11 protein-coding genes are annotated in these 14,124 nt (G+C 60.6%); 7 read left to right on the top strand and 4 right to left on the bottom strand.

The features are described 5' to 3' along the window. Window positions 1-249: 249 nt before the first annotated feature. The 3 genes from PQG80_RS25530 to PQG80_RS25540 all read right to left on the bottom strand — a co-directional run bounded on the left by PQG80_RS25530 (window position 250) and on the right by PQG80_RS25540 (window position 4,252). Window positions 250-1,983: a sensor histidine kinase gene (locus PQG80_RS25530; RefSeq protein WP_271754528.1), complete on the bottom strand. Its 1,734-nt coding sequence runs from the start codon at window positions 1,981-1,983 to the stop codon at window positions 250-252. A gap of 7 nt (window positions 1,984-1,990) precedes the next feature. Beyond that, on the bottom strand, window positions 1,991-3,547 hold the full coding sequence (locus tag PQG80_RS25535) for a helix-turn-helix domain-containing protein (protein ID WP_271754529.1): 1,557 nt from the start codon (window positions 3,545-3,547) through the stop codon (window positions 1,991-1,993). Window positions 3,548-3,658: 111 nt separating this feature from the next. Beyond that, the gene (locus PQG80_RS25540; protein WP_271754530.1) at window positions 3,659-4,252 is read right to left on the bottom strand and encodes a TetR/AcrR family transcriptional regulator; all 594 of its coding nucleotides are present in this window, start codon (window positions 4,250-4,252) and stop codon (window positions 3,659-3,661) included. 157 nt (window positions 4,253-4,409) lie between these two features. On the opposite strand from PQG80_RS25540, the gene PQG80_RS25545 reads away from it, so the two are divergent. From PQG80_RS25545 to PQG80_RS25565, 5 genes are all read left to right on the top strand, one after another. Next, complete coding sequence (locus PQG80_RS25545) at window positions 4,410-5,297, top strand: ABC transporter ATP-binding protein (RefSeq protein WP_271754531.1); 888 nt, start codon at window positions 4,410-4,412, stop codon at window positions 5,295-5,297. Continuing rightward, window positions 5,294-6,103: an ABC transporter permease subunit gene (locus tag PQG80_RS25550; RefSeq protein WP_271754532.1), complete on the top strand. Its 810-nt coding sequence runs from the start codon at window positions 5,294-5,296 to the stop codon at window positions 6,101-6,103. The genes PQG80_RS25545 and PQG80_RS25550 overlap by 4 nt, the downstream gene beginning before the upstream one ends. Before the next feature lie 429 nt (window positions 6,104-6,532). Continuing rightward, window positions 6,533-6,994, top strand: coding sequence for a nuclear transport factor 2 family protein (locus tag PQG80_RS25555; protein WP_271754533.1), 462 nt, complete (start codon window positions 6,533-6,535; stop codon window positions 6,992-6,994). Between the two features lie 108 nt (window positions 6,995-7,102). After that, entirely contained in the window at window positions 7,103-7,690 is a 588-nt protein-coding gene (locus PQG80_RS25560; protein ID WP_271754534.1) for a TetR/AcrR family transcriptional regulator, read from the top strand. Between the two features lie 103 nt (window positions 7,691-7,793). Beyond that, entirely contained in the window at window positions 7,794-9,224 is a 1,431-nt protein-coding gene (locus PQG80_RS25565) for an MFS transporter (RefSeq protein WP_271754535.1), read from the top strand. A 175-nt stretch (window positions 9,225-9,399) separates the two neighbouring features. On the opposite strand, the gene PQG80_RS25570 is transcribed toward PQG80_RS25565, so the two are convergent. Further along, window positions 9,400-12,849, bottom strand: a complete 3,450-nt coding sequence (locus PQG80_RS25570; RefSeq protein WP_271754536.1) for a PAS domain S-box protein — start codon at window positions 12,847-12,849, stop codon at window positions 9,400-9,402. A gap of 212 nt (window positions 12,850-13,061) precedes the next feature. Between PQG80_RS25570 and PQG80_RS25575 the strand changes: the two genes are divergently transcribed. Together PQG80_RS25575 and PQG80_RS25580 are read left to right on the top strand one after the other, a co-directional pair. Then, a complete protein-coding gene (locus PQG80_RS25575) occupies window positions 13,062-13,427 on the top strand; it encodes a zinc ribbon domain-containing protein (protein ID WP_271754537.1) in 366 nt (121 codons plus the stop codon). Window positions 13,428-13,656: 229 nt separating this feature from the next. Beyond that, window positions 13,657-13,995: a YrdB family protein gene (locus PQG80_RS25580; protein WP_271754539.1), complete on the top strand. Its 339-nt coding sequence runs from the start codon at window positions 13,657-13,659 to the stop codon at window positions 13,993-13,995. The last annotated feature ends 129 nt before the right edge of the window (window positions 13,996-14,124 follow it).

A 14,124-nucleotide genomic window follows, 5' to 3' on the forward strand; every position in this document is an offset into this window, starting at 1 on the left:
CGTTCCGTAAAAACGTCTTTTCACCGACATTTCCTCCGCTCTTTATAGTTTAATTCGAGTCGGAGAAAGTGTCCAAAGGGATTAGGGGGCTAAATAGATTTGGCACTAACGCCACATCTGCGACGCTTCTGACGGTGCCGATAAGTGCAATTAGGCATTAACGCCGCATCTGCGCCGCTCCGGACGGTGTCGATAAGTGCAATTTGGCATTAACGCCGCAAGCCAAGCCCCGCGCGCCACCGCGCGTCGTCAGTCCGGCTCCGTCCAAGGCAGCCGGATACGGGCGAGCGTGCCGCGTCCAGGCTCGCTCTCCACCTCGAGCCGCGCAGCGGCGCCGAAGTGCGAGCGCAGCCGCTCCTGGATATTCGACAGGCCGATCCCGCGCGTCCGCTCGTGCCCGGCGCCGCCGCGCGGCAGCCAGTCGTCCGCCGGCAGCGTCATCCCGAGGCCGTCGTCCTCGACCTCCAGGCAGAGCTCGGCGCCGTCCCTGTAGGCGCGCAGCGCGATCGTGCCGGTGTCCGCGTCGGAGGGGACGATGCCGTGCAGAATCGCGTTTTCGACGAGCGGCTGCAGCGCCATCCGGGGGACCGAGCGGGAGAGGAGGGCGTCATCGATCTCCCATACCAGGCGGAAGCGTCCCGGGTACCGGGTCTGCTGGATGACCGCGTATTTGTCGACGATCCGCTTCTCGTCGGCGAGCGGCGCGCGCACGGCGCCTTCACCCGTCTTGATCGTGTCCTGCAGGATCGCGATGAGCGCCTGGGTCACCTCGGCGGCTTCGGCGCTGCGTCCGGCGTGGGACAGGTAGATGACCGTATTGAGCGCATTGTACAAAAAGTGCGGATTGATCTGCGCCATGAGCAGGTCGATCTGCATCTGGCGCTTGTCCGCTTCGCTGCGGACGGAGTCCTCGATCTTCTCCTTCAGGTCGCCGACCATCCGGTTGAAGCCGCCGCCCAGAATCTCCAGCTCGTCCCCGCTGCGGATGTCGACCGACGTGCCGAGATCGCCGACGGCCACGCGCTTCATCGCGTTCGTCAGCCGTACGAGCGGCCGGGTCAGGCCTACGATGATCGGGAGCATGACGATCATGGACGCGACGATGCCGGAGAGGATGATGAAGACGTAGAAGTAGAAAATCCGGTTGATTTTCTCGAACAGCGTCTGCTTGGAGATGAGCGCCGTTTGGCGCCAGCCATGGTTCATGCCGTCGTCGGCCAGCGCGATGCGGCGTGCGTCCTCGGCATAATCCGCGTCCCCGCCCAGCGCGCGCGCCATGAAGTCGCGGTCCGCCGGCGGCGGATCCTCGTTCGCGGCGAACAGCAGCGCGCCCTGGCCGGTGTACAGCTCGATCTGCTCGAAGTCCCGCGCGCTCTGGAGGAACACGTTGGCGAGCTCCGAATAGGCGACGTCGATGATCAAGTAGCTGTCCGCCGCGGCGTTGATGCCGATGGGGCGATATTTCAGCACGTAGCTCACGACCTGGCGCTGACCGCTGATGAAGAAGAAGGAGTGGGGCTTGCTGTAGGCGCTCCGCTCGTTTTTCAAATCCACGAACCAGTCCTGCTTCAAGTAATCCTGAAAATAATCCTCGTAGCCGCTGAAGTTGGAGTAGGTCTCGCCGTCCGGCGAGACGACCAGCACGTTCAGGATGAAGTTGCCGAGCGCGACGAACCGTCCCAGCTTTTCCTGCACCGCCTGCTTGCGGAAGTAGTCGACCTCGATGCTGCCATCGGGCTCGGCGTACACCTGCCCCGCGATCTCCTCGTCGGAGACGATGTACTCCGCCGTCTTGGACACCTGCTCCTGGATCTTCCCCAGTTGAAAGGAAATCTGCGCGAGCTTCGTCCGGCTGTCCTTGATCGACTGATCGCGGATAATGTCCCGGGCGTAGTCGTAAATAAAGAAGCCGCTCAGGGCGAGCGACAGCGAGACGACGAGCGCGGCGCTCGCCAGGATCTTGGTGCGGATCTTCATGCGCATGCGGCGCTCACCTGCGTTTCTCCGTGTATTCGTGCGGGTTCATGCCCGTCTGTTTGCGGAACACCTGGCTGAAATATTGGCCGTTGCGGTAGCCGACCCGCTCCGCGATCTCGTAGATCTTGAGCGCGCCGTCCGCGAGCAGCCGCTTGGCCTGGTCCATGCGGATCTCGGTCAGCCGGTCCAGTACCGTATGGCCGGTCTCCTCCTTGAAGACGTGCCGGAGATGGTCGCGGCTGATGCCCAGATGGCCGGCGACGGCGTCCGCGCCGATATCCGGATCGGCGTAGTGCCGCTCCAGGTACGCGATCGCCGCGCGGACTTTGCGCGAGGCGGCCGGCGCGCCGGCTGCCGCATCCAGCTCGGCGATACGCGCGGCGAAGGCGGCCTCGATGGCCGGCACCGACGTCCAAGCCGCCGCATCGTGCGCCTCCGCCGGCTCCGGCAGACCGAGCTGCGCCCGGCAGCGGGCTATCGCGGCGGCGAGCTGGCGGCACAGCTCGGACAGTCCGGGGACGTCCATCGCGACGCGCGCCTGCGCGAACAGCCCGGACAACCCGAGCGCGGCCTCCGCGTACCGGCCTTCCTGCAGCAAGGCGCGGACGGAGGCGAGCCCCTCGCTCCAGTCGAAGTGCCCGGCCGTTCCAACCGTCGGCGTTGGCGTTGGCGTTGGCGCGGGCAGCGGCTCGTTCAGCCTGTATAGCTGCCGGGGGCCATGATAAACGGACAGTCCCAGCCGCCTCAGGCCTTCGGCGAGCCGCCCGGGCGCGGCGATCCGGTCCGGCAGCCCGTGAGCGGAAGCTGCGGACACCGTGCCGCCCGTCATCCGCTCCAGCGCGGCCGTCGCCTCGACCGCCCGCGATTCGGCCGTCTCGCGCAGGCGTCCTTCGCCGCGCGCGCCGATGTCCCCGTAGAGGAGCACGAAGTACTCCTCCAGAAAGGGAAGGGCGGCCAACAGCCCGGGATCGTCCGAATCGGGCCATGCGGCGGGCAGCGGCGGAGGCGCCGGCATCCCCGGAAGCGAGAAAGGCGGCCGGTCGGGCCGGAGGACGACGAGCTGCCAGCGGTCAAAGGCGTCGCATCGCCCGTCCGTCGCCGTCCGCCATCCGGCGTCCGACAGCTCCCGGCCGCCCAGCCAGTCGACCAACAGCCGCTCCCGGCCGCTCTGCTGTTCCCGGCGGGCCAGCACGATCTCCTCGCGCAGGCCGCCGAGCTCCCGGCTGAACGTATCGGCATCCATTTCGTGCTTCACCCAGTAGCTGGCGACGCCGAGCCGGACGGCTTCCTTCGCGTACTCGAACTCCTTGTACGAGGTCAGCAGTACGATCTTGAGCGCCGTGCCTTCCGCAAGCAGCGTCTTGCTGAGCGCCAGGCCGTCTTGTCCGGGCATGACGATATCCATGATGACGAGATCGGGACGATGCTTGCGGGCCAGCTCGGGCACCTGCGACGACCTCGTCGCCGAGCAGACGATCTCGTAGCCGAGCGCTTCCCACGAGATCAGACTTTTCATATGCTCGATCGCTAGCACTTCATCGTCCACGAGCATGACCTTAACGGGGTTCAATTCCATCGGCTCCTTTCAAGCCATAGCGGCCTGGCGAGTCTAGACAATACGAGTATCATCCGCCAACGGGTGCCGATTCGTCAATCGAGCGCGAGGAGCCCGCGGCCTTCCCTATTCCCTCCCGCAGATGCCGTAGAAGAACATATGGACCATGCCCTCGAGGAAGTCGTCCTTGTCCTCGCTCCGCTCGGCCATATCGAGCAGCGTCTGGTACTGGTTCATGTACAGCTGGATAAAAGCCAGCACGTGCGCGGCGCTCACGCGTTCCGAGATCTCCCCGGACGCCTTCCCTTCCTCGATGATGCGTACGGTCCATGGCACGGTCTTTTCCTTGTACATCGTCTCGATGTAGGCGGCGAGCTCCGCGTCCTCCGCCAGCATCTCCTTGATCAGGCCGGGCGGGAAGTCGCGATAGGCTTCCTTCTCCAGCCGCAGGATATGCTCGATTTTCTCGCGCATCGGGCGGCCCTCGTTCATAAATGCCTCGAAGCCGTCGACCGCCCGGCCCATATACGCCTTGAATACGTCGCGGACGAGCGCTTCCTTGCTGCCGAAGTAGTTGTAAATGGTGACCTGAGAGACCTCCGCGCGTCTGGCGAGGTCGGCGATCCGCAGCTTGCCCGGGCCCGATTCGCGGAGCATCTCCATCGTGGCGCGCCGTATTTTCTCCTTGATTTGCAGCGCTCTTTTCTCGAACCCGTTCATGTCCCATGCCCCTATTCCGCCGAGCCGGCTAAATTAATGAAATATTTATTATCAATAATTTCATAATAATGTTGACGGAGGCATCAACCGGGTCTAGTATAACATATGAAATATTAGTGTTCGTATATTTCACAAACCATTGACTGGGGGCGCCGTTATGCTGACGGTGGAGCATCTGACCAAGACTTTTGCGAATGGGAAAGGCATTAAAGACGTGTCCTTCGAGGTTCGGCGCGGGGAGGTATTCGGGTTCCTGGGACCGAACGGCGCGGGCAAGTCGACGACGATCCGCCATATCATGGGCTTCATGAAGCCGGACGCCGGCAGGGCGACCGTGAACGGGCTGGATACCTGGCTGTCGCAGGGGAAGGTGCAATCCGCGATCGGCTACCTGCCCGGCGAGATCGCCTTCATCGAGGGGATGACCGGCCGCGGCTTCCTCGACTTTCTCTCCGGCATGCAGCGGGCCCAAGACCGCAGGAGAAGAGAGGCGCTGATCGAGCGGCTGCAGTTCGACGCGAATACGCCCATCCGCAAGATGTCCAAGGGCATGAAGCAGAAGGTCGGCATCGTGGCCTCGCTTATGCACGATCCGGAGGTCGTCATCCTGGACGAACCGACGTCCGGGCTGGATCCGCTGATGCAGAAGGTGTTCGTCGAACTCGTGCTCGAGGAGAAGGCCAAGGGCAAGACCTTCCTCATGTCCTCGCACAGCTTCCCGGAGATCGAGCGGACTTGCGACCGCGCGGCGATCATCAGGGACGGCGCCATCGTGACGATCGCGGACATCCGCGAGCTGCAGCGCATGCAGCGCAAGCTGTTCGAGGTGACGTTCGAGACGGAGGAGGAAGCGAGCGCCTTCGCGGCCGCGGGCCTTGCGGTCGAGTCGCGCGAGGGCAATCGCGTGCGGGTCGCGGTACAGGGCGATTACGGCCGCTTCGCGGAGGAGACGGCGAGACGCCGGGTGCGCAATATCGACGTATTCACGCAGAATCTCGAGGATATCTTCATGGAATATTACGACCGGAGGGGGGCGAAGGGATGAGCGTGGCACTGTACAAACAGATGATGCGCGTCAACCTCAAGGGTATCCTTAATTACGCCTTCGGCTCCGCCTTTTACATTCTGCTCATGTTCTGGCTCTATCCGGGGATCGCCCAGAATACGGCGGCCCTCGACGACATAGTCGCGACGATGCCGGCGGGCGTGGGCAGAGCCTTCAGCCTGAGCGGGTTCGACAGCGCCGAGGCTTTTATCTCGGGCGAGTATTACGGACTCATCCTCGTCCTCATCCTGGCTATCGTCAGCGTCCAGCTGTCGACGCAGCTGATGGCGCGATTGGTGGACCGCGGCGCCATGGCCTACCTGCTGTCCACGCCGACGACGCGCGTCCGGATCGCGCTCACCCAGGCTTGCGTCCTGGTCTCCGGCCTGCTCATCATCATGGGCGCGACGACGCTGGCGGGCTTCGCGGGCAAGGCCTGGCTGCTGAGCGACCGCTATGCCTTCGACGCCGGCAGCTTCGCCGTGCTCAACGCCGCGGCCTTCCTGCTGTTCTTTGCCGTCGGCGGCATCGCGTTCCTCGTCTCCGCCGTCTCCAACGACGAGAAGAAGGCGCTCGGCATCTCGGGCCTGATCGTATTCGGCTTCTACAGCCTCGATCTGCTGGGCAAGCTCGCCGACAGCATCGCCTGGATGCGCGACTTGTCGATCTTCTCCCTCTACCGGCCGGGCGAGATCGCGGGCGGCGGCGCATTCCCCGCGCTCGGCTTCGCGCTGCTCGCGGCGATCGGGCTCGCGTCCTTCGCGGCCGCCACGGCGCTGTTCAAGCGAAGAGACCTGCCGCTCTGAGCGGCGGCGGGCTAGGGAGGCGGATCGGAGGGACTGTCGACTAGGCTCTTGTTGCAGGCAATCGACAAGAGCCTGTTTTCATAGAACGGATGACATAAGAACAGGAAGCGGATGAATTCATCATCACCAGCCATATTTACGATCATCAGGCTCGCTTGCGGTCATATGAGATTGTGGCAGAGGCGGTAAAGGAAATCTGGTCTTACAAGAAAGGAAAAAGAGAAAAATGATTATTGACCAAACGTTCTGGAAATGCTATGATGATTTTAGATCAAATAGTCAAAAATAAAAGGAGGCAGCGGAAAAAGGTAGGATGAGTGGATGAAAATAGGAAGTGATGAAGAAGAGGTACGGTAAAACGAATATTTTTTTGAAAATTCCGGACTGAATGATCTAATTAAAAAAACCAACTCACTGGAGGAGTCAACCATGACAAACCAAACCATGACGCAAGAAGTAGAAGCAGTACGCGAAAGAGCGCAGCAAGCCTTCCGCAACCACCTAAAGCACCTCTCCGGTGGAGACATTAAAGCATGGGTAGACCTGTGGGAAGAGAACGGGGTTCTGGAGTTCCCTTATGGTCCAGCGGGCTTCCCGGATCGCAAAGAAGGCAAGGCGGAGCTGTACGATTACATGCAGAACTTCCCGAAACACTTTGAAGTTGAGTTTACGGATCTTGAGTTTCACCTGACAGTGGACCCTGAGCTGGTGGTCGCCGAGTTCAAGTCGTTCGGCAAGCACCGCGAAACGGGCAACCCGTACAACCAAACCTACATCAGCGTCGTGGAGACGAAGAATGGCATGATCACGCGCTACCGGGATTTCTGGAATCCGCTAGTGGCGATTGAGTCGGTAGGCAGCGTGAACGATGCGGTGCGTTTCTCGGAGTAACCCATTGCATGACGAACGGAAGTAAGTCCCTTAAGCCTAGGGTTCGCCTCTTCTTGACTGAACGTTCTAATATCGGTAGCATAGAAGAGGAGAAAGGCGGTTTTCCATGTGGCAAGAAGCAAGGAATTTGATACGAACCTCGTGCTGCACAAGGCGATGGAGGTATTCGGGCACTATGGTTATGAAGGCACCTCCATGCAGCTGCTGCTCGACGGCCTGGGCATTGCCCGCCAAAGTATGTATGATACGTATGGCACGAAACGGGATCTGTTTCTAAAGGCTGTCAAGCACTACGTCGACGAGAAGTCCTCCGCGGTTGTCGCTTATTTGGCGGAGACGACGCCAGTGAAGAAAGCCATCGCCGATATCTTCCTCGTAATCGGAGACACATTAAGGGATGAACAGCGCCGCAAGGAATGCTTCATTCTCTATAGCGCGATTGACCAGGTTCCGCATGATCCGGAGATCGCCGAACTGTTCGAACGGGACAAACTCCGGTTGGAAGAGGCGCTCTACGAGGCGCTGGTACGAGGTCAGCAGCATGGCGAATTCAGCGCGAACCGAGATATGCGGGCGCTGGCGCGGTATCTGTACCATGCGCGGTATGGACTGACACAGGTGGCCAAATTGACGGACGATCCGCTTGTCATCGAGCAAATCACGGCAGTTACACTGTCCGTATTGGAACAAGAATGAAGCGTCGCAAGGTGCTTCATTCCTTTTTGCTCAAACTAGAACGAATGGTCAAAAAATGAATCGGAACGCAGGCATGTTGGTCTGCAGAAAAGGGGAATAGATCATGAGTGCAACCAAATATAAAGGTTTAGCGCTATTCATCCTAGCGGTCTCGCAGTTGGTCATGGCGCTGGACTACACGATTATCTTCGTTGCGATGCCGTCGCTGGGCAATGAGCTCGGGTTCTCGGCCAATCATCTGCAGTGGGTTGTCAGCGCCTATTCTCTTGCCTTCGGTGGCTTCCTCCTTATTGGCGGCCGCTTATCCGATCTAATGGGGAGAAGGCGCATGTTTATGATCGCGATGGGCCTCTTTGGACTCGGTTCGCTGCTCGGGGGATTGGCAGAATCACAGCTGATGTTAATCTTAGCTAGAGCTCTGCAAGGACTAGGCGGCGCGCTGCTGTCTCCAGCCACCTTGTCGCTGATCATGTCGAACTTCAATGAAGGACCGGAGCGCAACCGAGCGATGGGCATCTGGGCATCGATGGGCGGTGTAGGCATGTCGCTTGGCCTGCTGCTCGGCGGGGTGCTGACAAGTTACATCGGATGGGAATCGACCTTCTTGGTCAACGTGCCAATCGCGCTTGCCGTGGTTATCCTCGCACCGTTCGTACTAACTGAGAGCGAGGTGCCGGCAGGTGCCAAGCATTATGATGCGGCGGGCACGATATCGGTAACAGCAGGATTGCTGCTTGTTGTTTATTATCTGATTCAAGCTCCGGTCGCAGGCTGGGCCAGCGCATCGACACTTCCGTTTGCTTTGATCGGCGCAATGTTGTTGCTTGCTTTCGCTGGTATTGAAAAACGGTCCAAGGAGCCGCTCATTTCCTTCCGGATGTTCCGCAATCGCAATCTGACGGGAGCTGCATTGACAGCTTTCCTGTTCTCGGCTTCGTTCGGCTCGCTGTATTACTTCTTGACGCTGTATACCCAAGGCGTGCTGCATTATTCGGCAGTTCAATCGGGACTTAGTTTCCTGCCGCTGACACTAAGTGCCTTCGTCGGCGCCAAGTTGATCAATACGATGCTCGCCAAGGTAGGCGTAGCAGGTACGATTGCGACGGGCATGGGGCTAGGCGTTATCGGATTCCTGATGCTGACGGGATTATCTGAGACCGGATCGGCTTGGGGAATGATCCCGGGTACCGTAATTATCGGAATCGGTCAGGCGCTTGTCTTCACGACGATGTTTATTGCGGGGAGCGCGGGCATTGAACCGAAGGAGCAAGGTGTCGCCTCCGCGCTGATCTCGACGGGTCAGCAGATTGGCGGGGCTATTGGCTTAGCCGTTATTATGGCGATGATCTCAACAAGTCTGGGTACAACTTCCACGCTCGAGCATATGCAACCCGCGGATCTTAACTCCGCTATCCACACCGCGTTCCTGATCTCGGCCGCAACGACGCTGCTTGGCATTCTGGTCGCTTTTCTTGCCTTGAAGCAGCCGAAACCGTCGAATCTCGACGAGATTAAGGTGACTGCCGCTCATTAAAGCACGGGTTATACGGAACAGTTCACGTGAAGAGGTGCATTTGATATCAGCAAGAGGAAGGTGAAACGAATATCATTCTACTAAGACGGACGCAGCGTCGTTTCGACGCAACAAAGAGAGGGAGCCGCTCGCCGGCTCCCTCTCTTTTCCACATCACCTGACTACGCCGCTCGATTCACCCGATCCTGCCCGCTCCGCACGCTTGCAGAACCCGCTGCACGTCTGCCTGCGACAGCGGCTTGCTGATGTAGTCGTTCATGCCCGCGGCCAGGCAGGCCTCCCGGTCCTCGGGTCTCGCGTAGGCGGTGACCGCCGCGATCCGCGGGCCGGCGCCCTCCGCTTCCCTCTCGCGAATGCGCTTCGCCGCGGCCATGCCGTCCATGCCCGGCATTTGGATGTCCATGAAGATCAGATCGTAGGATGTACGGGCCGCGGCTTCGACGGCTTCGGAGCCGCTGTAGACGGCGTCCGCGTCGTAGCCCAGGTTCTCGAGGATCCGCAGCAGCAGCGTCATGTTCACCATCTGATCCTCCGCCACCAGGATGCGCAGAGCCTTCGGCGGAGCATGCGGCTGCGCGCCATCCGCGACATGCGGTTGCCCCTCCGGCACGGCCAAGTTCGCGTCCGCCTCCCGGCCTTGCTTCTCGCACGCAGCCAGCAGCGTGAACCGGAATCTAGAGCCGCTGCCTTCCACGCTCTCGACCTCGATGCGGCCGCCCATGAGCTCGACGAGCCGCTTGCAGATGGCGAGGCCGAGGCCCGTGCCGCCATATTTGCGGTTGATCGCCGGGTGAACCTGCGAGAAGGAATGGAACAGCCGGTCCAGCTTATCCGCGGGGATGCCAATGCCGGTATCCGCCACCTCGAATTCAAGCATGCAGGGCTCGAGCGCCTCTCGCCGCATCCTTCGCAGTCTCACGGTGACGCTGCCCGAGTCGGTGAATTTCAGCGCATTGCCGACCAGATTGACGAGCACCTGCCGGATGCGCGCAGCGTCGCCTCTCACGTTAGCCGGCGTGCCGTCCTCGATCTCCATCTCGAGGGCGACCCCCTTGGCGTCGGCTCTGCCCGCGAACAACTCGCGCACGGACTCCATCAACTGGAGCGGCGAGATCGGCTCGCATTCGAAGTCGAGCTTGCCGGCCTCGATCTTGCTGAAGTCGAGGATGTCGTTCAAAATGCGGAGCAGATCGTGGCTGCTGTTCATGACGATCTGCGCATATTCGCGCTGCGTCTCCGAGAGCGGCGTGTCCAGGAGCAGGTCGGTCATGCCCATGATGCCGTTCATCGGCGTCCGCAGCTCGTGGCTCATGATGGCGAGAAACTCCGACTTGGCATGGTCCGCGCGTTCGGCGGATTCCTTGGCCTTCAATACCTCGACTTCGCTCGTAATGTCGCGCCACACGACGACGGCGCCGCGGATCTCGCCCCGGTCCGTGATCGGCGTCACGCGATAGTCGGCGAGGAAGCTGGAGCCGTCCGTCCGCCAGAAAATCTCCTCCCGCGCCGCGCGCGGCCGTCCGTCCAGGATCGTCTGATGGATTGGGGACTTGCCCTCCGCATAGCCGCTGCCGTCCGCGCGGGTATGGTGAACCGATTCCTGGTAGGGTCGTCCCGCAAAAAGCTCAGGCTCGGTGCCGAGCATGCGGGCGCCGGGCGGATTCAGAAAGATGCCCCGGCCTTCCCGGTCGACGCCGAAGATGCCCTCCGATACCGAATTCAGGATCAGCGCGTGCTCGTAGCTTAGCTTCTCGATCTGCTCCATATGACGTTTGCGCTCGGTGATGTCGTTGGCGATGCCGTACACGCCCACTACGCGGTCTTCCACAATGATAGGCACGTTCGTGACGTGAATGTTGATCGTCGAGCCATTCTTGTGTAGAGCGGCGGCTTCGTAATTCTGCGGCTCTCCCTGCGCGGCGCGTCTGAAATGGGCATGCGAACGCGCCAGATCCGTCGGATGTACGAAAGGAACGAACGTCTCCGACATCAACTCCTCGCGCGTATACCCAAGCATATTCCCCAGGCGCTCGTTAAGCGAGGTGAACCTGCCCTCCAGGTCGAACGAATACACGCTCGACGGGTTGTAGTCGAACAGCGATTTGTAGCGCTGCTCGCTCTCCTGGAGCAGCATCTGGGCTTCCTTGCGCGCCGTGACGTCGCGGGAGATGGCGATGATCTCTTTGATCTCGCCGCCCGGATCGTCGGAGATATACCGGAAGGTGCTTTCCAGCCAGATATACCGGCCGTCCTTGCGCCTGAACCGGAAGGCGACCGTGGCCGTACTCTCTTGTTCCCGAATGCGTTGCAGATACTTCGATACCAGATTCACGTCGTCCGGGTGGAAATAATCCAGCGCGGACGAGCCGACCAACTCCGCGGGATCGTATCCGGAAACGATGCTCGCGGAAGGCGAGGCGTACAGGAACCGGATAGCGTCGTCGGCCGCATGGCGGGAGATCAGGTCCATGGAGTTCTCGGAGATGAGCCGGTATTGCCGATCGCTCTCCCGGAGCTGCTCCTCCATCTGCCTGCGCTCGGTAATATCCTGTACCGTGCCGAGCAGGCGGCCGACTTCGCCGCTGCCGGGCGCTGGGATGGTCTGGAGGCGGGCATAGATCAGCCGCGTGTTCCCTTCGGGGGTCACGATCCGGAAGTCCGACTCGTGAACGCCGCCCTTGAGCGCAGCCTGAAGATTCGCCTGAATGCGGCTCCGGTCGTCGGGGTGCAGGCATTCGAAAAACGCTTCCAAATCGATCCGGTGCCGGTCGATCCGCGCGTCGAATAGGCGGTGCATCTCGTCGGAGCAGGAGAATTGGCCCGTTGCGATATCCCATTCCCACGAGCCGAGCCGGGCCAGCCGCTGCGCCTCGGCTAGATTATCCTCGAATTTCTTGCGCGCGGTGATGTCGCGCCCGATGCCGACGATCTTGTCGAGCCGGCCGTCCGCGGTCCGCAGCATCTCGAACGTCGTCTCGAACCAGAGGTAATGTCCCTCTCGGTGGCGAACCCGGCATTCGAACACGTCGATGTCGCGGAAGGTCTGCGCCTGCAGCAGCTTGATGTCGTCCGGATGGTACAGCTCGATATTCATGCGGCCGATGAGATCGTCCGGGTCGTAACCGAGGATCGACTGAATCGCCGGGGATACATAACGGGTGATGCCGTCGGGCGTGGAAACGGTGATCAGGTCCTGCGCATGATCGAGGACCAACCGCAGGATCGTCTCCTCGGACAGCGACTCGGCCGGCGCAGTCCCCAAGACTTCAACGACCTGAACCGCGATGCTCCGGAGGACGCCCTCGTTTCGGATCGGAAAAAGATGAAGGCGGGCGCTGACGGACGACCCGTCCTTGCGCGTGAAAGTCTCCGTCGTCTCCAGGCTCGACTGGCTGCCGTTCAGAAGAAGCGAGAGACGGTCTGCGCGCTCATCGGCGGCATGAACGACAAGACGTTTATATGCAATGTCCCGCAGCTCGGCTTCGGAATATCCGAGCATGCCGCAGAACGCCGGGTTGGCGCCCAGCCAAGCAGCCGCATCTGGGGAGAGAAACGCCGTACCTGTCGGCGATTGATAATAGAGTTGATCGTAAGGCAAGAATTGGTTCGGGGATGCGTGATCCAAAGAAGTTCCTCCTCCCGCTCTATACTGAGTGTATCAGGAAGAGCGCCGGAGGCCTAGCGATATTGGCGAACAAAGTCCGCGAGGCGCGAAGGCGCGCGAGATTGGTCGTTCCGCGTCCGGAGTTAGAGGCATATGTCGTCTCTTCCTCCCATATTATAGTATACTGGCAGCAATGGACGTAAGTCCGAGCAAGATTAGAGGAGGCCGTGCCGATGGGTTTTCTGGACAAAGTCAAATCCGGACTGAACGATGCGGGCAACAAAGCCAAGGTTCTGGTCGACGTGAATCGTCTTAAGCTTCAGAACAGCTCCAAAAGAAAAGAGATCGAGGAGCTCCAGCAGCAGATCGGGCAGCTGGTATTTGAGGCTGCCGTCGGCAGACGCGCAGAGGCCGGGACCTACGAGCTGCAGCCCAAGTACGACCGGATCCTCGCGCTCGAGCTCGAAATACAAGAGAACAAGGCGCAGATCAACGCCCTCTCCGACGAGAAGGAGTGCGCCTGCGGCAAGACCGCTCCGCTGGAAGCGAAGTTCTGTTCCTCCTGCGGCAGGACGTTCGATGCGGATCCGGTGATCTAGGTTCGCGAGCGCGCGGCGGTGGGAGTAAAGAGAAAGTTGGAGGGTTAGAGGGTTAGAGGGTTTGAGGGTTTGAGGACCTGTGCATACGAGCCCGAGTCTATTTCTAGGCAGCGCCGCTTCTTCCCCTGTTTAGGCAGAGGGAGTCGCGGCGATTGTTTGTTTACAAAACTAATATTGTTAGTTATTATAAAACTAATGATATTAGTTTTATGGATCGGAGATGATTTTTATGGATATTTTGAGAATGCTGAATCTGGCATTGAGGTTCGCGCTCGAGCTGGCGATGCTCGCGGCGCTGGGCTATTGGGGGTTCAAGGCGGATCTCGCTCCGGTGCTCCGCTGGCTGCTCGGCATTGGCGCGCCGATTCTGGCGGCCATCGTCTGGGGCGCATTCCTGTCTCCCAAGGCATCGGTGCCGCTGGACGGCAGCTTGAAGCTGGCGATCGAGCTCGCGGTGTTCTGCCTGGCCGCCGGCGCGCTATATGCTGCGGGACGCCCCGCCGGCGCAGCCGCGCTGCTCGCCGTCTGGGCCGTCAACCGCATCCTGATCGCGGTCTGGGACCAGTGAGCCGGGATTGGGGAGCCGAGGCGTCGCGCTGTGCGGGAGATAAGCGCGTTTGGGCACTAACGCCCGTGCGTCAGGCGGTTTCCGCGAGGAGATAAGCACATTTGGGCACTAACGCCTGCGCGCCAGGCG

The organism is Cohnella rhizoplanae (assembly GCF_948329515.1).
GTDB lineage: Bacteria > Bacillota > Bacilli > Paenibacillales > Paenibacillaceae > Cohnella > Cohnella rhizoplanae.